Source organism: Paractinoplanes pyxinae (assembly GCF_026626335.1).
Classification (GTDB): domain Bacteria; phylum Actinomycetota; class Actinomycetes; order Mycobacteriales; family Micromonosporaceae; genus Actinoplanes; species Actinoplanes pyxinae.
The window spans coordinates 362,475-385,981 of the sequence record NZ_JAPNTZ010000010.1 but is presented as its reverse complement, the minus strand read 5'-3'; the positions used below and the strand labels follow the sequence as shown (position 1 = coordinate 385,981).

General features: G+C 71.2%; 24 protein-coding genes. 15 read left to right on the top strand and 9 right to left on the bottom strand.

The window, feature by feature from the left end:
- The first annotated feature begins 56 nt into the window (after positions 1-56).
- Entirely contained in the window at positions 57-1,094 is a 1,038-nt protein-coding gene (locus tag OWR29_RS29070; protein ID WP_267566449.1) for an erythromycin esterase family protein, read from the top strand.
- Here OWR29_RS29070 and OWR29_RS29065 read toward each other — a convergent pair.
- Together OWR29_RS29065 and OWR29_RS29060 are read right to left on the bottom strand one after the other, a co-directional pair.
- Positions 1,081-1,617, bottom strand: coding sequence for a pyridoxamine 5'-phosphate oxidase family protein (locus OWR29_RS29065; protein ID WP_267566448.1), 537 nt, complete (start codon positions 1,615-1,617; stop codon positions 1,081-1,083). The two genes, OWR29_RS29070 and OWR29_RS29065, sit on opposite strands and share 14 nt — an antisense overlap.
- Positions 1,614-2,180 (bottom strand): dihydrofolate reductase family protein, encoded by a 567-nt coding sequence (locus OWR29_RS29060; protein WP_267566447.1) that lies wholly within the window; start codon positions 2,178-2,180, stop codon positions 1,614-1,616. Before OWR29_RS29060 ends, OWR29_RS29065 begins: the two co-directional genes overlap by 4 nt.
- A gap of 45 nt (positions 2,181-2,225) precedes the next feature.
- Here OWR29_RS29060 and OWR29_RS29055 point away from each other — a divergent pair, with 45 nt between their 5' ends.
- The 7 genes from OWR29_RS29055 (at position 2,226) to OWR29_RS29025 (ending at position 8,095) form a co-directional block, all read left to right on the top strand.
- Positions 2,226-2,801 carry a TetR/AcrR family transcriptional regulator gene (locus tag OWR29_RS29055; RefSeq protein WP_267566446.1) on the top strand — a complete coding sequence of 192 codons (576 nt, stop codon included), beginning with the start codon at positions 2,226-2,228 and terminating at the stop codon, positions 2,799-2,801.
- Entirely contained in the window at positions 2,798-3,130 is a 333-nt protein-coding gene (locus OWR29_RS29050; RefSeq protein WP_267566445.1) for a TraR/DksA family transcriptional regulator, read from the top strand. The genes OWR29_RS29055 and OWR29_RS29050 overlap by 4 nt, the downstream gene beginning before the upstream one ends.
- A gap of 106 nt (positions 3,131-3,236) precedes the next feature.
- On the top strand, positions 3,237-4,940 hold the full coding sequence (locus OWR29_RS29045; protein ID WP_267566444.1) for a phosphatidylglycerol lysyltransferase domain-containing protein: 1,704 nt from the start codon (positions 3,237-3,239) through the stop codon (positions 4,938-4,940).
- Positions 4,937-5,638: a hypothetical protein gene (locus tag OWR29_RS29040; RefSeq protein WP_267566443.1), complete on the top strand. Its 702-nt coding sequence runs from the start codon at positions 4,937-4,939 to the stop codon at positions 5,636-5,638. Before OWR29_RS29045 ends, OWR29_RS29040 begins: the two co-directional genes overlap by 4 nt.
- Positions 5,635-6,597, top strand: coding sequence for an alpha/beta hydrolase (locus OWR29_RS29035; RefSeq protein ID WP_267566442.1), 963 nt, complete (start codon positions 5,635-5,637; stop codon positions 6,595-6,597). Before OWR29_RS29040 ends, OWR29_RS29035 begins: the two co-directional genes overlap by 4 nt.
- Positions 6,594-7,313 (top strand): SGNH/GDSL hydrolase family protein, encoded by a 720-nt coding sequence (locus OWR29_RS29030; protein ID WP_267566441.1) that lies wholly within the window; start codon positions 6,594-6,596, stop codon positions 7,311-7,313. Before OWR29_RS29035 ends, OWR29_RS29030 begins: the two co-directional genes overlap by 4 nt.
- Positions 7,314-7,384: 71 nt before the next feature.
- Complete coding sequence (locus OWR29_RS29025) at positions 7,385-8,095, top strand: DUF427 domain-containing protein (RefSeq protein ID WP_267566440.1); 711 nt, start codon at positions 7,385-7,387, stop codon at positions 8,093-8,095.
- A gap of 1 nt (position 8,096) precedes the next feature.
- On the opposite strand, the gene OWR29_RS29020 is transcribed toward OWR29_RS29025, so the two are convergent.
- The gene (locus OWR29_RS29020) at positions 8,097-8,399 is read right to left on the bottom strand and encodes a GNAT family N-acetyltransferase (RefSeq protein ID WP_267566439.1); all 303 of its coding nucleotides are present in this window, start codon (positions 8,397-8,399) and stop codon (positions 8,097-8,099) included.
- Positions 8,396-8,914 carry a hypothetical protein gene (locus tag OWR29_RS29015; RefSeq protein ID WP_267566438.1) on the bottom strand — a complete coding sequence of 173 codons (519 nt, stop codon included), beginning with the start codon at positions 8,912-8,914 and terminating at the stop codon, positions 8,396-8,398. The genes OWR29_RS29020 and OWR29_RS29015 overlap by 4 nt, the downstream gene beginning before the upstream one ends.
- A 23-nt stretch (positions 8,915-8,937) precedes the next feature.
- Here OWR29_RS29015 and OWR29_RS29010 point away from each other — a divergent pair, with 23 nt between their 5' ends.
- Positions 8,938-9,408 (top strand): MSMEG_6728 family protein, encoded by a 471-nt coding sequence (locus OWR29_RS29010; protein WP_267566437.1) that lies wholly within the window; start codon positions 8,938-8,940, stop codon positions 9,406-9,408.
- A 62-nt stretch (positions 9,409-9,470) separates the two neighbouring features.
- A complete protein-coding gene (locus tag OWR29_RS29005) occupies positions 9,471-9,830 on the top strand; it encodes a hypothetical protein (protein ID WP_267566436.1) in 360 nt (119 codons plus the stop codon).
- Positions 9,831-9,835: 5 nt separating this feature from the next.
- On the opposite strand, the gene OWR29_RS29000 is transcribed toward OWR29_RS29005, so the two are convergent.
- Entirely contained in the window at positions 9,836-11,050 is a 1,215-nt protein-coding gene (locus tag OWR29_RS29000; RefSeq protein WP_267566435.1) for a hypothetical protein, read from the bottom strand.
- A 138-nt stretch (positions 11,051-11,188) separates the two neighbouring features.
- On the opposite strand from OWR29_RS29000, the gene OWR29_RS28995 reads away from it, so the two are divergent.
- From OWR29_RS28995 to OWR29_RS28980, 4 genes are all read left to right on the top strand, one after another.
- Complete coding sequence (locus tag OWR29_RS28995) at positions 11,189-11,665, top strand: hypothetical protein (RefSeq protein WP_267566434.1); 477 nt, start codon at positions 11,189-11,191, stop codon at positions 11,663-11,665.
- A 367-nt stretch (positions 11,666-12,032) separates the two neighbouring features.
- Positions 12,033-12,380, top strand: coding sequence for a gamma-glutamylcyclotransferase family protein (locus OWR29_RS28990; protein WP_267566433.1), 348 nt, complete (start codon positions 12,033-12,035; stop codon positions 12,378-12,380).
- 750 nt (positions 12,381-13,130) lie between these two features.
- Positions 13,131-13,721, top strand: coding sequence for a dihydrofolate reductase family protein (locus OWR29_RS28985; RefSeq protein WP_267566432.1), 591 nt, complete (start codon positions 13,131-13,133; stop codon positions 13,719-13,721).
- Between the two features lie 2 nt (positions 13,722-13,723).
- Positions 13,724-16,723, top strand: coding sequence for an AfsR/SARP family transcriptional regulator (locus OWR29_RS28980; protein WP_267566431.1), 3,000 nt, complete (start codon positions 13,724-13,726; stop codon positions 16,721-16,723).
- Here OWR29_RS28980 and OWR29_RS28975 read toward each other — a convergent pair.
- From OWR29_RS28975 to mptB, 3 genes are read right to left on the bottom strand one after another with little or no spacing between them, the layout of a single operon-like run.
- Positions 16,720-18,831, bottom strand: coding sequence for an esterase-like activity of phytase family protein (locus OWR29_RS28975; RefSeq protein ID WP_267566430.1), 2,112 nt, complete (start codon positions 18,829-18,831; stop codon positions 16,720-16,722). The genes OWR29_RS28980 and OWR29_RS28975 overlap by 4 nt on opposite strands.
- A 9-nt stretch (positions 18,832-18,840) precedes the next feature.
- Positions 18,841-19,992: a glycosyltransferase 87 family protein gene (locus tag OWR29_RS28970; RefSeq protein WP_267566429.1), complete on the bottom strand. Its 1,152-nt coding sequence runs from the start codon at positions 19,990-19,992 to the stop codon at positions 18,841-18,843.
- On the bottom strand, positions 19,916-21,460 hold the full coding sequence (mptB, locus tag OWR29_RS28965) for a polyprenol phosphomannose-dependent alpha 1,6 mannosyltransferase MptB (protein WP_267566428.1): 1,545 nt from the start codon (positions 21,458-21,460) through the stop codon (positions 19,916-19,918). Before mptB ends, OWR29_RS28970 begins: the two co-directional genes overlap by 77 nt.
- A gap of 40 nt (positions 21,461-21,500) precedes the next feature.
- On the opposite strand from mptB, the gene OWR29_RS28960 reads away from it, so the two are divergent.
- Positions 21,501-23,057 (top strand): hypothetical protein, encoded by a 1,557-nt coding sequence (locus OWR29_RS28960; RefSeq protein ID WP_438872668.1) that lies wholly within the window; start codon positions 21,501-21,503, stop codon positions 23,055-23,057.
- Here the strand turns inward: OWR29_RS28960 and OWR29_RS28955 are convergent.
- Entirely contained in the window at positions 23,054-23,506 is a 453-nt protein-coding gene (locus tag OWR29_RS28955) for an Lrp/AsnC family transcriptional regulator (protein WP_267566427.1), read from the bottom strand. The genes OWR29_RS28960 and OWR29_RS28955 overlap by 4 nt on opposite strands.
- Position 23,507 lies beyond the last annotated feature (1 nt).

Genomic DNA, 23,507 nt, shown 5'->3' with positions numbered 1-23,507 from the left:
CCTGCCAGTACTCGTGGAAAGTCTCAACCGAAAGTTCAACGATACTGTTCAGGGGCATGGACGTGATGAAGATGTTCGCGGGCCGGCCCCGTCTGCTCGGGCTGGGCGAGCCCACCCACGGCGACAACAACCTGCTCGATCTGCGCAACCGGCTCTTCCGGCGCCTCGTCGAGCGGGAGGGCTACCGCACGATCGCCCTCGAGAGCGACTGCCTCAAGGGGCTCACCGTCGATGACTACGTCACGACGGGCGAGGGCGACCTCGACGAGGTGGTACGCAACGGTTTCAGCCACGAGTGGGGCCACTTCCAAGGCAATTGCGATCTCGTACGGTGGATGCGCGCGCACAACGAAGGCCGGCCGCACGACGGCCAGGTCCGCTTCGCCGGTTTCGACGGCCCGCTCGAGATCAGCGCCGCGGCCAGCCCGCGTCAGGCGCTCACCGCGCTGGCCGGCGACGCCGTGCCGCAGATCGACGACGACCGCTGGACCAACCCGGCCGCCATGATGGACCCGTCGCAGTCGATCGGCCGCTCACCCGAAGCCAAAGAGCTGCGCCTGCTGGCCGACGACCTGGCCGCCGAGCTGGAGACGCAGCCCCACCCGGACGAGCGCGCCCTCCTCTACGCCCGCACCGCCGTGGGCCTGCTGCGCTACCACCACTGGATGGCCGACCCCTCGCCCGCCCGTCTGCAGCGGCTGACCGCCCAGCGCGACGCGATGATGGCGGCCAACCTGCTGGCCCTGGCCGACCGCGGCCCCACACTGGTCTACGCGCACAACTCCCACCTGCAGCGCGACCGGAGCACCATGCAAATGGGCGACCAGCACCTGTCCTGGTGGGGCACCGGCGCCCTGGTCAGCGCCAAACTCGGCCCGCAGTACGCCTTCCTGGCCACCGCCGTCGGCACGATCCACGAGCACGGCGTCGGCGCCCCGCCACCGGACACACTGGAGGGCCACCTGTACGGGCTCCCGGAGCAGACCGCCCTGGTCGCCCGCCAGTCCCCCTGGTACGGCTACGCCCCGCTCGACCCGGCAAACTTGCCATCCATCGACGGCGTCGTGTTCGTCCGGGACGTCACTTCCAGTTGAAGCGCGTCGGCTCGAACTGGTCCGACGTCGGGAACGCGTACGCCTTGACCGGCCGGATCTCGTACACCTCGAACGACGGCCCGCCGCTGCTCGGGGCCGCGTAGGACGAGGTGAGCAGGTCGCCGTCGACCTCGGTGGGCCAGCTGAACACCTCGTCGAACGCGGCCACCGAGCGGCGAAGGTCGGGCTCGGCGGTCAACCGGTTCGCCCGGCCCTCGACGACCAGGTGCATCTCTTTCAGGTCGATGGCCACCGAACAAACGGGAGAAGTTCGCAGCACGGCGGTTTTGCGGGCACCGGGGTTGCTGGCGACCACAAAGGAATCACCGGTCCAGGCGGCGAACACCGGGCGGACGTGCGGACCGGAGCCGGACCCCGCGCTCAGCCAGCACGGGCCCGGCCCCTCCCGCAGCCGGCGCCGGACGTCGTCCCAGCCGGCCGGCGCCACCGAGGCCTCGTCCCAGTTCCCGGGCTTGGTCTGGTCACCGACCCGCTTGATCATGGTCGTGCGCGGTTGGCTCATACCGCTGCATTGTTCCCGCGGTACCGCAGCACCACCACTCCACTGGCCCCGACCGGCGTGGCGTCGATCAAGGTCAGGTGGGCCGGGTCGAACGGGCCGGCCGTCAGCGGGATGCCGTTGCCGGCCAGCACCGGGTTCAGCTTGATGACGTACTCGTCGATCTCGGACCGCACGGCGCCGGCGAACGCGCCGCCCCCGCACAGCCAGATGTCCTTGCCCGGGCGCTCCTTCAGCTTGCGCACGAAGGGCAGCGCCTCTTCGGAGACCACGGTGACGGCCGGGTCGATCGCGGGGTCGAGTGTGCTCGAGAAGACGAACTGCTCGAGATGGGCGTACGGGCTGGTGATTCCCGCTTTCAAGGCCGGCTCGTACGTCCCGCGGCCCATCAGGACGGTGTCGAAGATCCGGTCGTCGGAGGGGGCCGCGCCCGGCAGCGTCTCGGGATAGTGCTCGGTGATGTGGGCCATCAGGTCGGGGTGCAGGCCGAAGAACGCGAAGTCGCCGTCCGGCGCGGCGATGAACCCGTCGACGGTGGAGGCCACGTAGTAGATGAGTTTTCGCATGCGGCCAAACTACAACACTTGTAGTGGTTGAGCTAGTCTGGAGCCGTGGTCAAGAACCCGGAACGCCGGAACCTGCTGGCCGACGCGGGCCTGCGCGTGCTCGCCGAGTCGGGCGCCCGCGGGCTCACCCACCGCGCGGTCGACGCCGAGGCGGGCGTGCCCACCGGCACGGCGTCCAACTACTTCCGCTCCCGCGACGCCCTGCTCGGCGCGCTCGGCGAGCGCATCTTCGAACGGTTCGCGCCCGACCCGGCCGTGGTCGAGAGGCTGTCGGCCCGCCCACCCGGCCGCGAGCTGTTCGTCGACTATCTGCGCTACATCCTCGAGCGCACGACGGCTCACCCCGAACTGACCCGGGCCCTGATCGAGCTGCGCCTCGAGGCGGCCCGCCGCCCCGGCCTGGCCGAGATCCTGGGCGCGACCCTGCGCGGCGGCTATCGCGACGACGTCGCCTTCCACGCCACCACCGGTCTGCCCGGCGGCGCCCTCGAGATCGCCCTGCTGCACTACGCGCTGGACGGTCTGCTGCTCGACATGCTGACCACCTCGATCGACGCCGGCGTGACCCCCGACCAGGCCCTCACCGCTTTCATCGATCGCCTGGTTACCGTGGAACCATGACCGGTCACCGTACGTCGCTGGAGCGCCTGCGCGGCGAGGCCGAGGCCGAGATCGCCGCGCTCGACGCCGACCTGCGCGCCCTGTTCGAGGCCTCGCGCACCGACAACGCCGACGACGAGCACGACCCCGAGGGCGCCACCATCGGCTACGAACGGGCGCAGCTGATGGCCGTTCTCGCCGCCGCCCGGGCCCAGCTAACAGCCGTCGAGGAGGCCCTGGCCCGCCTGGACGCCGGCGCCTACGGCCGCTGCGAAGCCTGCGGGCGCGAGATCGCCCCCGAGCGCCTGGAAATCCGCCCGTTCGCCGCCACGTGCGTCGGTTGCGCCTAGGTGGTGTCCCGCGACACATCCCTGAAACCCGCAGGTCAGCGGGCATTGAGCTAGCACACAGGTTTCCCGCCAGCGAATTCACAGCCGGCGCATAGAAGCTGGCGCTATGACCCAGCCCCGGTTGGAGCGGCCCCCGCTCTCCAGGCGCGCCATCGCCCGCATAGTGCAGGTGGTGGGCCTGCTCGACATCGTCACCGGCATCTCGCCGCCGCGGCACGGACGGCTCTTCACGGTCATGGAATTCGTTCCGGCCGCGGGGGTGCTGACCGCCCGCGCGGCCACCGTCGTGGCCGGCCTGCTGCTGATCTATCTGGGGGCCGGGCTGCGCCGGGGCAAGCGCCAGGCGTGGCGGGTGGCCGTCGTGCTGGCCGCCGCGTCCATCCTGCTGCATCTGGTGAAGGGGCTCGACTACGGCGCCGCCGCCGTGGCCGGGGTGGTGCTGGTCATGCTGCTGGCCACGCAGGACCGCTTCACCACGGTGGCCGATCCGCGTACCCGCTGGCGGGCGCTCTGGGCGCTGGCCGGGTTCGCCGCGGCGGGCTTCCTGCTGGGCTTTGTCGAGATCGCCGTGCGGGCCAACCACCTGGTCGGCACGCCCGGGGTCGCCGACTGGGCCGAGGAGGCGGCACTCGGCCTGATCGGGATCGACGGCCCGCTCGCCTTCCAGCGTCACTTCGGCGCCGAGCTGGTGGCGTACACGACGGGCGCCTGTGGTCTGCTCGCGATCGGAACGGCGCTCCTGCTGTTGTTGCGGCCCGGCTCGCGTCCGCCGCAACGCGGGGAGGAGGCCGAGGCCCGTCTCGACGAGCTGCTGCGGCGGTACGGCGGTCAGGACTCCCTCGGGTATTTCGCCTCCCGGGCCGACAAGGCTCTGATGTGGGCGCCCGACGTGTCCGCGGTGGTCGCGTATCGCGTGGTCAACGGGGTCAGCCTGGCCGCCGGCGACCCGATCGGCCCCGCGTCGGCCTGGCCCGGGGCGATCGGCGCGTGGCTGGCCGACGCCGACCGTCACGGATGGACTCCGGCTGTGCTCGGCTGCGGCAACGCCGCCGGTCAGGCGTACCGGAAAGCGGGTCTGGACGTCGTCGAACTGGGCGACGAGGCGGTCGTCGACACCAGCGCCTTCTCGCTCGACGGGCGGCCGATGCGGGGCGTGCGCCAGGCGGTCAGCCGCGTGCGGCGGGCCGGCTACGAATGCCGGGTGGCCCGCCAGCGCGACCTGTCGCCGGCCGAGCTCGAGAAGGTGGTGCGGGCGGCCGACCAGTTCCGCGACGGGCCGGTCGAGCGGGGCTTCTCGATGGCGTTGTCCCGGCTCGGCGATCCGCGCGACGCCGACTGCCTGCTGGTTCTCGGCCACGACGCCGAGGGCCGGCTGCGCGGGCTGCTGCAGCTCGTGCCGTGGGGTGCCGACGGGTTGTCCCTCGACCTGATGCGCGGCGACCGGACGGCCGCCAACGGATTGACCGAGCTGATGGTGGTGTCCGTTCTCGAACAGACCCCAGAACTGGGGATACGTCGCGTGTCGCTGAACTTCGCGGTGCTGCGGTCGGTCTTCGCCCGCGCCGACGAACTGGGCGCCGGCCCGGTGCTGCGCCTGTGGCGCCGGATGCTGACTGTCGCCTCGCGGCTGTGGCAGATCGAGTCGCTCTACCGGTCGAACGCCAAGTATCTGCCCACCTGGACGCCGCGTTACCTCTGCTTCCCGACGGCTCGCGACCTGCCCCGCATAGCCGTCGCCGCGCTGACCGCCGAGGCGTTCCTGCCCGAGCGCCCGCTGCGGCGGGCCGCCCGCGAGCGGGCGACGACGTGACGCTCACCGGGCTGCCCCTCATCGCCCTGGTGGCCGCTGCCGCCGCCGCGGCGGCCACGCTGACCGTCGTGCTGTGGCCACGCGGAAGACGGCTGCGCCCGCTCACCCGCGCGACCGGCGTGCTGCTGACCGAATCGCTGCTGGTGGCCACCGTGGGCCTGATCGTCAACCGGCACGAGGACTTCTATCCGTCCTGGTCGGCTCTCCGCGGCGACACCGGCACGGTCGCGGTGGCCGAACGCGCGCGGGCCGGCTCCCTCGACGTCCGGGTGCGGTCCGGAACCTTCACCTGGCGTCCGCCCGATCTCGCCGCGTGGCATCTCGCCGCCCCGCCCACGGTGACGCTCCCCCGCGACTATCGAGACCGCCCCGGCGTGACGTTCCCCGTTGTCCTGGCCTTTTCAGGAACGAAGGTCACCGGCGCGCAGGGCGATCAGAGCCGGCCGGGATTCGTGGCCGTCACCGTGTCTCCCGGTCCGGGCACCACCGCGGCCGCCCTGCTCAGCCTGCCCGGCGAGCTGGAACGCGACCTTCGGGTGGCGGCCTCGGGCTGGGACGTGCTGGGCCGCAGCCCGGTCGCCGCCGGGTTCGTGGCGGGTGCGCCGGCGGGCTTCGCCGTGCTCAACCAGCCGGTCGATGCGCTGCCGCCCGCCCTCGCAGCCCCTCTGCGCCTGCCGGCGAGCGGAGCGCCGTCGTGAGCGCGGTGCTGTCGCTGGCCGGCGTGCTGGCCACGGCCGTCCTGCTCGCGGCGAGCTGGGACCGGTCGCGCGTCATCGGTCGCTCGGCCCTCGTCGCGCTCTCGGTGCTCAGCGTCGCCGCAGCCATGCTCGTGCAGGTCAACCGGCTGACCGAGGCCTATCCGACCGAGACGGTGGCCGCCACGCCGGTCGCTGACGGCGCCGGCAGCCGGATGCTGAGCGTCACGGTCCGCGGGCCGGCCAGCCATCTCTCCCTGCCGATGTACGTCTATCTGCCGGCTGCGTACCGCGGCGGAACAGGACACTTCCCGGTGATCGAGGCCCTGCACGGCTACCCGGGCACTCCCGTGACCTGGCTGCGCAAGCTGAACGTCCAGTCCACTCTCGACCGGGAGATCGCGGCCGGGCGGATGGCGCCGACGGTCGTACTGTTCCCGTACCAGACGCCCGAGCGCCTGCTCGACACGGAGTGCACCAACCTGCACGACGGCCCGCAGACCGAGACCTTCCTGACCGTCGACGTGCCCGCCTACGTCCGCGCTCACTACCGCGTCCGCGCCGACCGGGCGGGCTGGGGCCTCACCGGCTACTCGGCCGGCGCGTTCTGCGCGATCAATCTGGCGCTGCGCCACCCCGACCGGTACGCGGCCGCCGCCAGCCTCTCCGGCTATGCCGAGCCCGGTATCGACGTCGGCGACGGTTCGCAGAACACCACCAACAATCCGGGCTGGCGGCTGCGCCACCTTCCGCAGCCGCCCCTCGCGCTGTGGCTCGGCTGGTCCGGCGACGACCGGCAGTCGGCCGCCGACTCCCGCCGGATGGCCGCCGAGATCCACCGGCCGCTCGCCCTGACCACCGCGGTGGTGGCCCGGGGCGGCCACAGCAGTGCGGTCTGGCGGCAGATGGAGCCGCCGGCCTTCGACTGGCTCGCCGCCCACCTGGCCGGGCCGCTCCCATGACGGCCACGCACACCGGCCGGGGCAGCCGGATCAGGTTCTCGGCGGTCGCGTTGACGGTGGCCGTGCTCGCCCTGAGCGGTTGCGCGAGCGGGCGAAACGGGGAGGCGCCGGCGCCGCGGACGGTGGTCACGCTGGGCGACTCGGTGGCGGCCGGCGCGGCGTGCGGGTGTGAGCCGTTCCCCGCCCTGTACGCCCGGACTCAGCACGCCACCGATGTCGATCTCGCCGAGAGCGGCGCCACGGCGGCCGACGTGCGGGCCGGACTGGGCGGCATGCGGGCCGATCTGTCGTCGGCGGCCGAGGTGATCATCATGATCGGGGCCAACGACATGGCCGACGTCTTCTCGCAGCCGTCGCGCTACGGCGCGGTGGCCGACGGAGTCGAGGACGACGTGGCAGCCACCGTGACCTCGATCCGGCAGCTGCACCGGGTTCCCGTGGTTGTGCTCGGTTACTGGAACGTGGTCCAGGACGGCCAGGTCGGCGCCGCGGCCTACGGCGCCCAGGGATTACGCGACGCCGCCCGCGCCACCGCTCTCGTCAACCAGGCACTGCGGACCGCGGCCGCGCGCACCGGCGCCACCTTTGTGCCCACCGAGCCCGCCTTCCACGGCGACGACGGCGGCCGCGACCCCACCGGCCTGCTCGCGCCCGACGGCGACCATCCCAACGCGGCCGGTCAGGCGGCGATCGCCGCACTCCTCCCGCCGCTGTGAGGGCCGGACCGCTCTGTCGCATAGTTGTGTGCCGGGTGGGAAAGGGCGCTGGGCCGGTGTAGGACGGAACCATGTTTGTCTTCAAGCCACCCGAGACGACGATCGAGCCGACGCCACGCCGCATCCGGGTGCGCCTGGGCCGCACTCTCGTCGCCGACAGCACGCGCGCCCTGCTGCTCGACGAGATCAACGAGCACGGTTTCCCGACCTACTTCCTTCCGTACGACGATGTCCGGCCCGGCGTCCTCGCCGATCACGCGCCGGGCCGCTGGTCCGTGGTCGCGGGCGGCCGCCGGGCCGACGACGCGGCCTGGACCGACGACCGGTTCGAGCAGCTCCGGGGTCACGTCACGTTCTCGTGGGAAACCCTCGACTGGTACGAGGAGGACGAGCAGGTCTTCGTCCACGCCCGCTCACCCCGCCACCGCGTCGACACGATGCACAGCTCGCGCCGCGTGCGGGTGCTGATCGACGGGGTCGAGGTGGCCAACAGCACGCGCCCGGTGCTGCTCTTCGAGACCCACCTGCCGACGCGCTACTACCTGCCGTTCGCCGACGTGCGCACCGAGCTGCTGACCGCCGGCGAGACGGTGTCGCGCTGCCCGTACAAGGGGGTGGCCCGCTACTGGTCGCACCCGCTGCTGGCCGACGCGGCGTGGAGCTACCCCGACCCGATCGCCGAGATCCCGAAGATCCGTGACCTGCTCTGCTTCTACAACGAGCGGGTCGACATCGAGCTCGACGGCGAGCCGCAGCCCCGGCCGGTCACGCCTTTCTCCTGAGCTATTTCACGCGGCGGTGGGTGCGGGCCACGATCTTCTCGTACTCGTGGTGCTCGTCGAGCCACGAGGCCAGGAACGGGCAGATCGGCACGACCAGGCGGTGCTTGGCCTGCGCGTCCTCCATGGCGGCGCGGGCCAGCAGGCCGCCCACGCCGTGGCCCTCGAACGCCGGTTCGACCTTGGTGTGCGTGTACGCGATGACGTTGCCGGTGACCTGGTAGGTGATCACACCGGCCAGCGTCCCGTCGTCGTCGCGTGCCTCGAAGCGGTCCTTCTCGGGCACGTCGGCCACCGAAATCGTCACGACCCCATCCAACCACGCAGCACGGCCTCGGCCACCTGCGGAATCGTCTCGTCCGTCACGTCGACCAGCGCGTCCTCGACCCCGGCCGCGGCCAGGATGCGCTCGAGTTCCCCGGAGCGCTCCCGGTGCCAGGCGAGCCCGGCCGGGTCGTCGCGGTGCCGGCGGGCCAGCCGCTCGTGGACGGCCGGGATCGCCACCCGCAGCCGCCACACCGACAGCGGCAGGCCCAGCGTTTCCTCGTACGCACGCCTCTCGCTCCTGCTTTCGATCACACCGGCCAGCACGATCCGCTCGGCGCCGGCCTCGACGAAGTTGGCCGTGACGGCACGCAGGTTGCGCAGGGTGATGGCGCTGTTGAAGCGGTCGCCGGGCGGTGACGGCCAGCATCGTCGCAGCCAGTCGACGTCGATGACCGCGTTCGGGATCTCGCGCGCGGTGAGCAGGTCACCGGCGGCCTCGGCGGCCGACGTCTTGCCGGAGCCCACCGTTCCGGTGATGAGAAGAGCGGTTGCCACGCGGGAACAGTAGCGTCGGGGCGGTGCAGACCTTTCTTCCGTACGCGGACTTCCTGGCCTCGGCGAAGGTGCTCGACCAGAAGCGGCTCGGCAAGCAGCGGGTCGAGACCGTCCAGGTGCTCCGCGGGCTCACGACGCCCGGGTACGGCTGGCGGCACCACCCGGCAGTGAAGATGTGGCGCGGGTACGAGGAGGGGCTGGTGCGCTACGGGCTCGACGTGGTTGCCGTGTGGACGGCCACCGGCCGGGCCGACACCACCGCGGCGACCCTGATCACCGACTGGGGTGCGGGGCCTGAGGTCCGTACGCAGGAAGCCTTGGAAAAGCTCGGCGAGCTGCCGCCGTGGCTGGGCGACGAGGATGTGCACCGCAGCCACCAGTCGGCGTTGCTGCGCAAAGACCCCGAGACCTACCGCCCGCTGTTCGGCCCCCACGTCCCGGACGATCTTCCGTACGTGTGGCCGGTCTCGGATCGCCCGGGCCGCGACCTGTAACGCGTATCTGGCCGGTGCGCGCGGCCCCTTCCCGACGTCAGCACCGTCATCGGGAGGTTCCCTTGTATCGCACCGGCCTTGTCATCCTGACCCTGCTAGCCCTGCTCGACATCGTGAGTTCGGTTCCCGCCGGCGGCAACCGCCCACCGGTCGGGGTCATCATTGTCGGATTCGTGCTGGGCCTGATCAGCCTGGCCGCCGCCGTCCCGGCCTGGCGGGGGAACCGCCGTGCCGCCTACGTCCTGGTCGGCTCGCGGGCCCTGTCCGCGCTGCTGGGAATCGGCGCCTTCTTCGACGACCGGGCCCCCGGCTGGGTGCTGGTCGGCGTCACGGTCGCCATCGTGGTGACGGCGGCCGCGATCGCCATGATGCTGCCGTCGCTGCGGGCCGGACGGGCCGAAGCGGCCCGCCCGGCCTACTGAGCGCCTCAGGCCACCAGGAACGCGTACTCCTGCACCGGGCCGAGCCGGCCGTCGGAGAACTCGATCTGGACCGACAGCTTGTTCGGCCCCGCGTGGGTCGGGGTGTAGGGCGTCTGCGTGTCGGGCCCGGTCGGGTAGCGGGCGGTGAACTGCTCCGGGTCGTCGTCGACGTGCCAGCGGAAGCCCTTGACGTGCTCGGCCGGGATCGTGGACCAGAAGCGGACCCGGCCGGGCACACCGACCCCGCCCGTCGGCTTCGTGTTGTTCCAGCTGGACTGCACGATCGGGACGGCCGGATGCACGGTCATGTCGAGGACGCGGCTCGCCGAGACCTGGCCGCCGGAGGTGACGCTGCGGAAGCTGACCTGGTTGTAGCCCTCCTCGGCCGGCGTCCACGGCAGTCGCACCGTGCCGTCGTAGCGAGCCTTGACCGGCTTTTCCTCGCGGCTCTCGAGACCCCAGTACAGGTATTGCTTGACGTGCTTGACGGCCGGGGCGACCTTCACGGTCATCGGCACGCCGACGATCGCCGTCGAGCCGTACGGGCCGGTCAGTTCGACCAGCGGCGAGTCGGGCGTCCAGATGCTGAGCCTGGTGGCCGGCGACAGCTTGCCGCTCGGAAGCTTGGCCCGCACCACCAGCTCGGTGCTGCCGGCCCGGCTCGCGATGATGTCGACCAGGCTCACGTAGCCCTCGTCGACGCTCTTCCACCGGCCGCCGTCGTAGCGGTAGACGAAGCCGGTGACCCCGTCCAGCTCGCTCAGGAACTCGACCCGGACGGGCCGGCCGACGCCGGCGTCCTCGCTCGGATAGATGGTGACGACCGGGCTGTGGCTCAGGATCGAGAAGCCGCGGACGTTCGGGTCGGACACCACGCCGGCCCGGGTCACCGAACGCACCGTCAGCGTCCAGCGCCCCTCACGCGTCGGCGTCCACGGCAACACGGCCGTGCCGTCCGCGGCCGCCTCGAGCGTCGTGTCGTCGCCGTTGTCGAAGTTGTACAGATAGGACACAACATCGGTCACACCCTCGCCCGGCGCGAACTGGAACGAGCCCCGGGTCTCGATCGGCGCCGACTTGTCGGTGAAGTACTCGGCCGATTCGACGCTCGGCGGCGCCGTGTCCACATCGGCGGCGGCCTGCGCGACGGCCGGCTGGGCCAGCCCGATCGCGGCGATCACGAGCAGGGAGAACAGAGTTCTCCCCAGACGTCTGTGCATGTTTCGCTCCCCCATGACCCCGCCCACGGGCATCCGCCGGGGCGAAGGGCCGCGAGCGTAACACCGCCGATATGGGGTCCGCTGTCCCGCCGGCGGGGCTCTACGATGGCCCCTTCCATGTCACGGGGGAGCGAGAAAATGACGTACGAACAAAGGCCCCGGCCGACGTCAGTCGAGATCGGCGCCAGCCTGCTGGCCGCCGTCGGCCTGGTCGGCACAGGCCGCGTCGCCTACGGCGTGATCCTGAACCTGCAACAGGACGACTGGGACGCCGGCGCCCGCGGCATCTTCCTGGTCCTCAACGCGATAGTGCTCATCTTCGCGCTGTTCACGCTGGTCCTGGCCCACCAGACCCGCCGCGGCCGCCTGTGGGCCTGGATCGTCGCCCTCATCCTGCTGCCGTTCGCCTTCCTGTTCGGCGCCCTGATGACCCTGATCACCGCCGTCGGCGGCGCCTTCCCCCTGGCCGGCGCCGCCCTCATCGCCTGCTCGCTGGCCGCGCTGCTCGCGCTGACGGTCCCCCGCTCGGCCCGCGCCTATTTCCTCACCAAGCCGGCGCCGTCCATGCCGCCGTATCCCACCCCCGGCCAGACCTGGGAGCAGTCACGGATGTAAATCGCCGGTCCCGTTGCGATTCCTAGTCGTCACCACCGTCAAGGACGACGACCGAAGCAAGGTCAAGATGTGGAGTCGTAGCGGGGTGAAGGACTGTGAAGGTCAAAAGCATCAGGGTCAAAAGCTTGATGTCGTAGCGGGGTGACGGGATTGTGAAGGTCAAGAGCGGAAGACCAAAGGCGATGTCGTAGCGGGGTGGGGGGTTACAGACCGTCGCTCCCGCCGAGGGCCGCGGCGGGGTGAGCTGGCCGCTGGCGCGTCCAGAACGCTCACCCCACCACGGCGACGTGCGTGAGTGGTTGCGCCCAAAAGCCCGACTCCCGCCTCTCGGCTTTCCGCCACGGCATGGCACGTGTTTGCTGGGGCCATGGCCGAACTGCGTCTGGCGACATACGGAACCCTGGCCCCGGGCCGCCCCAACCATCACCAGCTCGACGGGCTGACCGGGCGCTGGTTCGAGGGGCACGTGCACGGCACCCTGGCCGACGAGGGGTGGGGCGCCGAACTCGGCTATCCAGCCCTGGAACTCGACCCGGAGGCCGCGGCCGTCCCGGTCCACGTGTTCGAGTCGGCCGACCTGGCCGCCCACTGGCCCCGCCTGGACGAGTTCGAAGGCCCCGGCTACCGCCGCGTAGAGACAACCGTGCACACCTCAGACGGCGACCTGGAAGCCGCCATCTACGTCCTCCGAAAGCCGACCGACTCCCACCTCTGACCACGCCTACAGAACGTCGCCACCTCGCCGAGCCGGCGACCGTTTCCCACGCTGCCGCCGCGTCGCCACAGCAGCCGGCGACATGTCCGGCATTCCGGCTGCAGCCCGGCCCCAGCTCGGCGGTCTCCCCGTCCTCGACGTGACCGCCGGGCAGCACCGGAGCCAGCCCGGATGCAGCTGCGTCACGCGGCGCGTGCTGCGGTCGACCAGACAGGCCACTGCGGGTGAGGCCGGAGTGGCCACATGTAACGGCCGTCCCCGCCGCGTCCAAATGCGGCCGAGCCGCCACCTAAAGCCTCGTGTCCGCCTCGATCAACGCCGCCGCAGCCGTCGCCGACTAAGAGGCCAGGACCTGCGTTGGGACGCTCGGATGATGGGCAAAGACATTAAGCGCAGGCGCCGGGGCGGACGGCCTACGCGCTGCATGTGGCGTGGGCGGATATCAGGATTGCTGGGCCGGGCGAAGGGGATTTCGGGTCTGGGCGCAACCATTTACGCACGTCGCCGTGGTGGGGTGAGCGTTCTGGACGCGCCAGCGGCCAGCTCACCCCGCCGCGGCCCTCGGCGGGAGCGACGGTCTGTAACCCCCCACCCCGCTACGACATCAAGATTTTGACTTTGATTCTGGGACGGCGTCGAGATGAGCGTCGGCCGTTCGCATACAACATCAAGATTTTGACTTTGATTCTGGGACGGCGTCGAAATGAGCGTCGGCCGTTCGTACAGAAGGCAAACGGCTCGGGAGGAAGCATGCGGAAGATCAGCGTGACGATGTTCATGACCTTGGACGGGGTGGTGCAGGGGCTGGGCCGCCCGGACGAGGACACTCGGGGCGGCTTCACGCACGGCGGCTGGGGGCCGCGGTTCAACGACGACGTCATGGGGCAGGAGCTGAGCAAGGGCATGGCTCAGGCCGGTGACCTGCTGTTCGGGCGGCGCACCTGGCAGGACTTCGCGAACGTCTGGGGGCGCGCCACCGACGGCAACCCGTTCTCGGCGTTGATGAACAAGGCCACCAAGTACGTCGTCTCGAGGACGCTCGACGATGCCGGCGCCTGGGAGAATTCGACTCTGCTGCGCGGTGACGCCGTTGAGACCGTGTCCGCGTTGAAAGAGACCGACGGGCCTGACCTGGCCGTCAACGGCAGTGCGGCGCTGGTTCGCAGCCTGCACGCGGCCGGTCTGGTCGACGACTACACGCTGCTGATTCACCCGCTGACGCTCGGCACGGGCGCGCGGTTGTTCGAGCATCCGGCCCCGTTGGCCGAGTTCGAACTGATCAGCAGCGTCGCTACGACCAAGGGCGTACTCATCGTTCGCTACCGAAGGGCAGAATCGTAGGGGTGGAGATTGCCGTGCTCGGGCCGTTGGAGCTGCGCGGCCCGGCCGGCGAGGTCGTGCCGGTCGCGGGCGCCCGTCTGCGCGCCCTGCTGGTGCTGCTCGCCCTGGAGCCGAACAAGGTGGTGTCGGCCCAGCGGCTGATCGACGGTGTCTGGGGCGACGAGCCGCCGTCGGGCGCCGGCAACGCGCTGCAGGCCCTGGTGTCGCGGCTGCGTAAGGCGGGGCTGGTGATCGAGGCCGCCGCGTACGGGTATCGGCTGGTCATCGAGCCGGAGCAGGTCGACGCGCACGTCTTCACCCGGCTGGCCGCCACCGACCCGGCCCGGGCCCTCAGCTTGTGGCGCGGCGACCTCGACTTTCCCGAGGTGGCCCGGGCCGACGCGGCCCGGCTGCACGAGCTGCGCCTGGACGCGACCAAGCGCGGGCTCAGCGGCTCCGAGGCCGTGCCCACGCTCGAAGGCCTGGTCACCCAGCACCCGCTCGACGAGCAACTGGCCGGCCAGCTGATGCGGGCATTGCGGGCGGCCGGTAACCCGGGCCGCGCGCTGGAGGTGTACGAGCAGGCGCGGCGCCGGCTGGCCGACGTGCTGGGGGCCGACCCGTCGGCCGAGCTGCGGGAACTGCACCTCGAACTGCTGCGGGAGGAGCGGCGCAGCGGCAACCTGCCGGCCGAGGTCAGCAGCTTCGTCGGTCGTGAGGCGGACGTCAAAGGCGTGCGCGGCCTGCTCGGCGAGCATCGCCTGGTGAGCCTGATCGGGCCGGGCGGCAGCGGCAAGACCCGCCTCTCGGTCGAGGTCGGCCGGCGGCTCGACACGGACGTCTGGCGGGTCGAGCTGGCCCCGGTCACCGACCCGGCCGAGGTGCCGCAGGCCGTTCTGACCGCGCTCGGCCTGCGTGGCCAGGGGATCCTCGACCGTCCCAAGAGGAGCGAGATGGCCCGGCTGCGGGAGGCGCTGGCCCACCGCACGATGCTGCTGATCCTCGACAACTGCGAACATCTGATCACCGCCGCGGCTCAGGTCGCCGACGAGCTGCTGCGGGCCGCGCCGGGCCTGCGCGTGCTGGCCACGAGCCGTGAGCCGCTGGGCATCCCGGGCGAGCGGCTGCATCCGGTCGAGCCGCTGGCGCTGCCGCCGGTGGGCGCGGGCGCGTCGACCGCTTCCGCTTTTCCTTCCGTACGGCTACTCCTCGACCGGGCGGCGGCGTTCACCCTCACCGAGCAGAACACCGAGGCCGTCGTCCGGGTGTGCCGCGAGCTCGACGGCATGCCACTGGCCATCGAACTGGCCGCCGCTCGCCTGCGCACCCTGCCCGTGGCCGTGCTGGCCGACCGCCTGTCCGACCGGTTCCGCCTGCTCACCGGGGGCAGCCGGGCCGCGCTCCCCCGCCATCAGACGTTGCGCGCGGTCGTCGACTGGAGCTGGGACCTGCTGACCGAGCCGGAAAGGCAGCTGTGGCGGCGGTTCGCGCTGTTCCAGGGCGGCGCCGAACCGGCCGCGGCCGAGCAGGTGTGCGGCACCGACATCGAGGTGCTGGCCGCCCTGGTCGACAAGTCGCTGCTGGTGCTCGGCGGCGACGGGCGCTACCGCATGCTCGAGACGATTCGCGAGTACGGGTTGGAGCGGCTGGCCGAGGCGGGCGAGTCCGAGTCGCAGCGGCGGGCCCTGGCCGCCTGGCTGATCGAGCTGGCCGGCCAGGCCGACCCGCAGCTGCGCGGCGCCGACCAGCTGGCCTGGCTGCGGCAGCTGGCCACCGAGCACGACAACCTGCACGCCTCGGTGCGGGCCGCGATCAAGGCGGGCGACCGGGCCACGGCGGCCGCGCTCGTGGCCCGGCTGGGCTGGTACTGGTGGTTGAGCGGCCACCGCTCGGAGGGCGCCGCGCTGGCCGCCGAGGTGGCGTCGATGAGCGGCGACACCGACCCCGAGGACCGCGCCCTGACCCACACCTACGCGGCCATCAACGGGCTGGAGGGCGGCCTGGCGGTCGACCACGTGCAAGAGCAGTTCCGCCTGGCCCAGGAACACAGCGCCGGCCTCGGGTCGAAGCATCCGGCGCTGCGGCTGATCCCGCCGCTGGCCGTCATGTTCGAGGATCCGTCCGGGCCGGAGGCCGGGTTCCGGCTGGTCGAGCCCCTGTTCGACGATCCCGAGCCGTGGCTGCGGGCGGTGGCCAAGATGTTCGTGTCGCAGTTGCGGCTCAACTTCGGGCAGAGCGCCGAGCTGGCCGAGGCCGAGATGCGCGAGGCGCTGGCCGAGTTCCGCGAGATCGGCGAGCGGTGGGGCATCGGTTTCGCGCTGAGCCTGCTGGGCGACCTGGCCGCGGCCCGGGGCGACTTCGCGACGGCCGTGGACTGGCAGCGTGAGGCCATCGATCTGGTGCGCGAGGTCGGCGTACGCGAAGACCTGCCGCAGATGGAAGTGAGGCTCGCCCACCAGCTGTGGATGGCGGGCGAAGTCGACGAGGCCCGCACGGTGCTCAAGCAGGCCCGGGTGGCGGCCGAGCAGGTCGCGCTGCCCGAGGTGCTGGCCTCGGTGGCGTACGGCCATGCCACCTTCGCCCGGATGGAGGGCGACCTCGAGGAGGCCCGGCTCGGCATGGACGCGGCCCTGGCCCGGATGCGCCATCCGGCCGTGGTCCCGCAGTTCAAGGCGATGGCCCTGCACACCCAGGGCCTGATCAGCGCGGCCGCGGGCGACCTGGCCGCGGCCCGGCTCAAGCACGCCGACGCGGTGCGGACGGCCGTCGAGTCGCGGGACTCGCCGGTGGTCGCCCTGACCCTGGTCGGCCTGGCCGATCTGACCCTGCGGGAGGGCGACGCCGAACGGGCCGCCTTCCTGCTGGGCGCGGCCGACGCCGTACGCGGCTACCGCGACCGCGCGGTGCCGGACGTGGACCGCATCATGGTCGAAGCCCGCGCCGCCCTGGGTGACGCGGGCTTCGAAGAGGCCTACCGCCGGGCCACCGGAACCAGGGTGGCCGACGCGGTCGGTCTCCTTTAGAGCAGGCGGCCCAGCCGCAGGAAGACCGTCTCGCCGGTGGCGTCGTCGATGGCGTCGTTGTCGGTCACGGCGTACGTGCGGCCGTCACCGCCGATCGCCAGGCCCTCGACCTTGTCCTGCACCCAGCCGTTGTCGGCCTTCAGTGCGGGAAGCAGGTCCTTGACGAGCTTCTTGCTCACCGTCGGCGTGCCGGTCCAGGTGGCCGGGACGTCGAACTTGTAGATCTTCTTGATCGAGGCCTGCGGGCCGCGCTGGTTGTCCCGCTCGATCACGGCGAACGTGTTGCCGTCGACCGCGACGATCTCGGACAGGCCGGTCCAGCCGATCGGCGCGGTGTCCAGCGGGTAGAGCAGCCACGACCAGGCGCCGGTCCTCAGGTCGAGCCTGCCGATCCGGACGACGTTCGCGGGGTCGGTCTTGAGCGAACGCTGGATGGCGACCCAGACGGCGCCGCCGGTCTCGGCCACGCCCTCGAAGCCGTTGGTGGTGACGGCGGCGGCGATGTCGGCCGGCAGCGCGATCTCCTGCTGGACCGCGCCGCGCGCGTCGAGGCGTACCAGAAGGTTGGGGGTGTCGGCGGAGCCCTCGCTGGCCAGCCAGTAACCGCCGCCCTTGCGCGCCACGATGCCCTCGGCGTCGTAACCGACCGCCTGGCCGTCCTTCGTGACGGTGAGCTGCCGCTCGATCTCGGCCGGACGCTGCGCGGTGTCGATGGTCAGGATCCGGGTCGGGGTGTACGCCGAGTCGGTCACCGAGACGAGCTGGGACCGCCGGCCCGGGACGGCCGAGAGCGCCGACAGCGTGCCGAACGGGATGGTGTCGTCCGAGACGATGGAGGGGAACTGGCCGTGGCCGATTCCGTAGATCTGCACCGAGCCGCGGATGTTGGCGTCCGGGATCTCCTCCTCGCTGGAGACGACGAGCAGGCCCCGCGACGGCACCGCGACGACACCCTCGGGCCCGTTCGTGGTCGGCAGCAGCTGCTGGAACTTCGGCTTGCGCGGGTTCGACACGTCGTACACCGCGGTGAAGTTGCCCCGCTCGGAGTTGACGAAGACGTACGGCGTACGGCCGATCCGGGCGAACGCGACGTTCTCCACCTCGATGCCCTTGGCGTCGGAACGCTTGTCCGGGTAGAGGCCGTGCTCGACGGCGATGTGCTCGAGCGTGTTGCCGGCGTCCCAGACGACCTTGCCGTCGCGCGAGAAGATCGACCAGCCGCGCGAGCCGCCCTCGTAGTCGCCCTCGTTGGCCGTGGCGAACAGGTCGTCGCTGATCCAGGCGACACCGTCCGGCTCCCGCTCGGCGGTGATCGTGCCGTCCAGCGTGATGTTGTCGTCGTCCTTGGTGTCCACCCCGGACACCGTGACCTGACCGGCCGGGAAGTGCTTGACGACCTTCTTCGACTTCAGCGACACGACCGCGATGTGGTTGTTCTCCTGCAGGGAGACGACCGCCTCGTCGCGCGAGTTGACGCTGACGTACTCGGGCTCGGGGTCGGTCGGGGCGACCGCGGCCAGGCCGGTCAGGTCGACCTTCGACGCCTTCCAGGTCTTCGTGTCGATCACCGACAGGTAGCCGGCCGGCAGCTGCGGGATCGCGCCGTCGTTGACGTCCTCGTCGCGCTCGTTCTCGATCGCCACCGCGATGTAGCGGCCGCTCGGCGCCACGGCGACCGAGTCGGGCTGACCGCCCAGGTCGATCTGGCGCACCACCTTGCGGCTGCGGTCGTCGATGACGACGAGCTGGCCCGACGGGTTGGTGAAGCTCTCGCGGGTGTTTACGCCGGCCAGCAGCAGGTGGCCGAGGTGCGCGACCGAGGTGGGCTCGCCGTCGAGGGCCAGGGTGCCGCCCGGCTTCGGCTTGCCCGGGTTGGTGATGTCGACGAAGCCGAGGCGCTTGCCCGGGCTGTCGGTGTAGACGACCGTGCGGCCGTCCTCGGTGACTGTGGAGATCTCGGCGGCGGCCGTGTCGTCGATCGACGAGTTCAGATAGGCCGGGAAGGTGGCCAGCCTCTGGAATTCCGTGTCCTTCTGATGGGCCTGCGCGGGCGCGGCGACGAACGTCGCGGCCAGGCCGATCAGGGCGATTGCCGAGCGTTTACGCATGCGCTCTGACTACGTGAGGATCTTGTCCTTCTCGTGGACTTCCGCTGAACGACGGGTGCCGATGGGTGTCCAGATCAGCAGGGCCAGGCTGAACCAGACATAGAGGTTGCCGCCGATGAGCTCGAGCGGGGGCCGCGGCCGCTTCTCCCACACCCACGTGAGCCGACTGGTCATGATCAGGTACGCGGCGCCGCCCAGGATCTTCTGGTTCCGGGTTCCCAAGTCGACGCAGCGGACGATCGCCGGCAGCAGCCAGACGCAGTGGTGGATCCAGGTGACCGGGCTGATCAGGCAGCCGACGATGCCGGTGAGCGCGAGACCGCCCATGACGTCGTCCGGCGCCTTGGCCACGCGCCACGCCCAGAAGGCGAGCGTGAGCAGTACGCAGACGATCCAGATCTTCGACTCGACCTGCGGGATCGGCAGGCGGGCCAGGAAGCCGCGTTCGGACTGATTGGACAGGTAGGACAGGACGCCGACCCGGTTGGTGTCCCACAGCGCCGAGGTCCAGAACTCGCGCGACTCGTCCGGGAAGATCGCGGCGGCCACCAGGGTCGCGCCGGCCGCGGTTCCGCTCGCGGTGGCGGCGGCCCGCCAGCGCCGGGTGACCAGCAGATAGACGATGAAGATGCCCGGGGTCAGCTTGATCGCCGTGGCCAGCCCGATGCCGACGCCGGCCCACTTGCGGTTCTTCGACAGCCCGAACAGCAGATCCCCGGCCACCAGGGTCAGCAGCAGCGTGTTGACCTGGCCGAACGTGATCGTCTCGCGGACCGGTTCGAAAGAAATGGCGAGGCAAACTGCTATGCCGTACGCGAACCAGACCGTCCACCCCATGCGGAGAATCAGATCCCTGGCGAACCACCACGTGAGCAGCGCCGTCGTCAGCACCGTGGCGACCACCGCGATCACCACCACCGCCCCGAACGGCAGCACCGCCATGGGCGACATGACCAGCCCCGCGAACGGCGGATAGGTGAAGCCGTACGGGGTTCCCGGCCGCAGCCAGTCGTAGACCATGCCGCCGTCGCCGCGGAACCAGTACTGGATCGCCCCGTAGTAGACCTTCGAGTCGAAGTACCCGTTACGCGTCTGGGCGAGATAGACGATGAAGATCGTGATCAGCCCGGCGGCGCTCAGCAGCGCGATTTTTCGCTTCATGTACCGATTTCCAGGCGAAGTAGACGATGAAGGCCGTCATGGCGACGGCGCCCTGGGTCTTGACCGCCAGTGCCAGGTTGTAGCCGTCCGGCAGGCACAGGGCGGAGGCGACCGCGCACGGCACGACCAGCCACCTCAGGTGCTGGTGCAAGGTGGCGCCGAGCACGGCGAGGGGCCAGAACGCGTACCAGGGATGGAACACCGGAGCGAGCAGGACGGTTGCCGCCAGGGCGTACCCCGCGTAGAGCAGCGCATCCCTTTGCCGGGCTCTCCACCAGAGGTACGCGAGCACGACCGCCAGCGCGACAATGCCGATGACCCGCGTGACGGGCACCGCGTCCGGCCCGACCAGGTCGATGGTCATCCCGATCGCCGTGGGCAGCGAGGTCCACTGCACCGAGACGCCGCTGCCGCTCAGCGCCGTGACCCAGCCCAACCCGCGCCCGCTGACCAGCGAGACCACGCCCAGAGCAATCAGCAGCCCACCCACCAGCGCCACGATGGCCCGCCAGGCTGCCGCCGGTGCCGCGCTGATCTTCGGGCCGTTTGCCACCGCCTCCCCCGCCCGCCCAGGGACAGGGGCGACGCTACGCGTTGAGGGCGACAGAACAGCCGAGTTGTCCACAGGCGCCTCGGACGGCGAACCGGAGTTGTCCACCGGCCGCATCCGACGGTCCAGCATGAGCAGCAACGCGAACGGCACCACGACGACCGCGGTGGCCTTCACGGCGACGGCCAGGCCGAGCAGCGCGCCGGCCGCCCAGCCTTTCCTGGTCACAGCGAGCGCCAAGCCGGCCACCATCAACCCGACCATCAGCGCGTCGTTGTGGGCGCCCGAGATCAAATGGATCGGCACCAGCGGGCAGGCCAGCACGAGCCACACCGCGCGCCCCAGCGGCACGTTCCCGCGCCGGGCCAGCACCGGCAGCGACACGGCGATCAGCGCGATGCCGATCAAGGCGATGACCCGCAGCCCCACCAGCGTGCCCGCCAGGCTGCTGGTCTTGGCGGCGATCCCGGCCAGCACCAGGAACAGCGGCCCGTACGGCGCCGGCGCGTCCCGCCAGGTCGGCGCCACCGCGTCGGCCCAGGGGCAACCCAGAAGATCAACACCGCCCGCGTACGGGTCCAGGCCCGCACTCTGCTGCCAGCCCTGGCACGCGTACGAGTAGGCGTCGTAGCTGCCCAGCGGCAGGAACGCCAGCAGCGGCAGCATCCAGAGCCCGGCCGTGACGTACGCCCACCGCGCCGACGGCACCGCCCGCACACCGAGAACCCAGGCCGCGATCAGTAGCCCCGTGCCGACCAGCCACGCGAGCGGAAGCAGAACACCGTTGTCGCCGGCGAAGATGGTGCCCGGGGTGACCGTCGGCTGCCACGGGTTCGTCGCGCCGCCGAGCCAGGCGGCCACGGCCAGGGAGACGCTTCCGGCCAGCCCCGAATAGCGGACGACGGCGGGGCGGGGCATGACGAGCACCCTATCGTGACGCGCTGTAGGGTTTGGTCGCGTGTGGGCTCGGCACCGGCTGGAAGTGTTCACCGCCGTGCTCGCGGCGGTGCTCGGCGTCGTCTACCTGCTGCTTCCGCCGATGGGCTCCGACCTGGCCGCTCAGCAGGCGCGGGCCGGCTTCTTCGCCGCCCACGGTTACACGCCGATCGACCTGCGCTGGTACGCCGGGGTCGACCAACTCGGCTACAGCTTGATCTCACAGCCTGTGATGGCCCTGTTGGGCGTACGCCTGACCGGCGCCCTGTCTCTGCTGGCCTCAGCCGTCCTCTTCGCGCTGCTGCTACGCCGTACGAATGCGGCCCGTCCGTTCCTGGGCGCGGCCGTCGGCACGGCGTGCTTAGCCGGCAACCTCGTGAGCGGCCGGGTCACGTACGGCCTCGGGGTGTGCCTGGCCCTCGGAGCGCTGGTCACCCTGACCACCGGTCCCAGCGCCCCGCGGCCCCGGGCCTACGCCTGGCTCACCGCTCTGCTCGCCCTGCTGGCCGGGGCCACGAGCCCCGTGGTGGCGCTGTTCCTGGGCTTGACCGGCGTCGCCTTGATCCTGTCCGGCCGGCTGCGCTCCGGCTTGCTTCTGGCGATCCCCGCCGCCGTCCCTCTGGCCGCGACGGCTCTGCTGTTCGGCGATGGCGGCTGGATGAACATCAGCCGCACCGACACCCTCCGCGCGGTGGTCGCCGGCCTGGTCGTGGCCGCCCTGGTCCCCCGCCGGCCCGTGCGCATCGGCGCCCTGCTCTCCTCGGCCGGCGTCCTGGCCGCGGCCCTGATCCACACCCCGGTCGGCCTGAACGCCACCCGCCTGGCCGTGATGTTCACGCTGCCCCTGCTCGCCGCCTACGCCGCAATCCCCCACCGCCGCGCGCCCCGCCCGCTGCCGGTGTGGGCGGTGCTGATCCTCGTGGCGGCGGCCTGCTGGTGGCAGCCGCCCGTGGTCACCGGCGACGTGCGCGACATCGGCAACCCGACCGCCGACCCGGCGTACTTCCGCCCCCTGCTCGACCGCCTGGCCCAGGAGGACCTGACGGGCAGGGTCGAGATCCCGGCCACCCGCGACTACTGGGAGGCGGCCCACATGGGCGACGTCCCCCTGGCCCGGGGCTGGCTGCGCCAGGCCGACATCGACCGCAACCCGCTCTTCTTCACCGACATCCCCGGCGCGCGCGGCACCGGCGTACCCCTGACCGCCGACACGTACCGCGCCTGGCTCGACGACCTCGCCGTCCAGTTCGTGGCCGTGCCCGACGCCGAGCTGACCTGGTCCGGCCGCCCCGAGGCCGAGCTGATCACCGCCGGTCTCCCCTACTTGACCGAGCTGTGGTCAAATTCCAATTGGCGCCTGTACGCGGTCACGAACCCGAAGCCGATAGTCGGCGCCCCCGCCCGACTGGTCCGCCAGGACGCCGCTTCCCTGATCATCGACACCGCCCCCGGCACAATCCCCGTGCGCATCCGCTGGAGCCGCTGGCTAACCGTCGACAACGGCGCAACCTTGCAACGCCAGGGCGACTGGACCGCCGTCGAAGTGACCAACCAGGGCCGCTACACGATCGGCAGCTAGATCTCGTCCAGCACCCGGTTGCGGGTGTGCTGATAGATGATCGAGCTGCGGAAGCCGACGATCTCGCGGCGCTGGCTGAACTTGTCCATCAGGAACGAGTGCAGCGCGTCGACGCTCGGGACGCCGACGTGAACCAAGAGGTCGTCGCCGCCGGCCACGACGAAGACCGACAAGACCTCGGGCAGATCGATGACGTACGCCTTCAAGTTCTCGATGATCTCGCGGCTCATGGGCCGCACCTGGACGTGCAGGAACGCCTGCACATGGCGGTTGAGGGCGGCCAAGCTGATCTCGGCGTGATAACCGGTGATCACGCCGCGGTCGCGGAGCAGGCGCACGCGTTCCAGGCAGGTCGACGGGGCGATGCCGACCGCCCGGGCCAGGTCGCGGTTGGTCTGCCGGGCGTTCGCCGACAATTCCCGCACGATCGCCGAATCAACTTCGTCCACG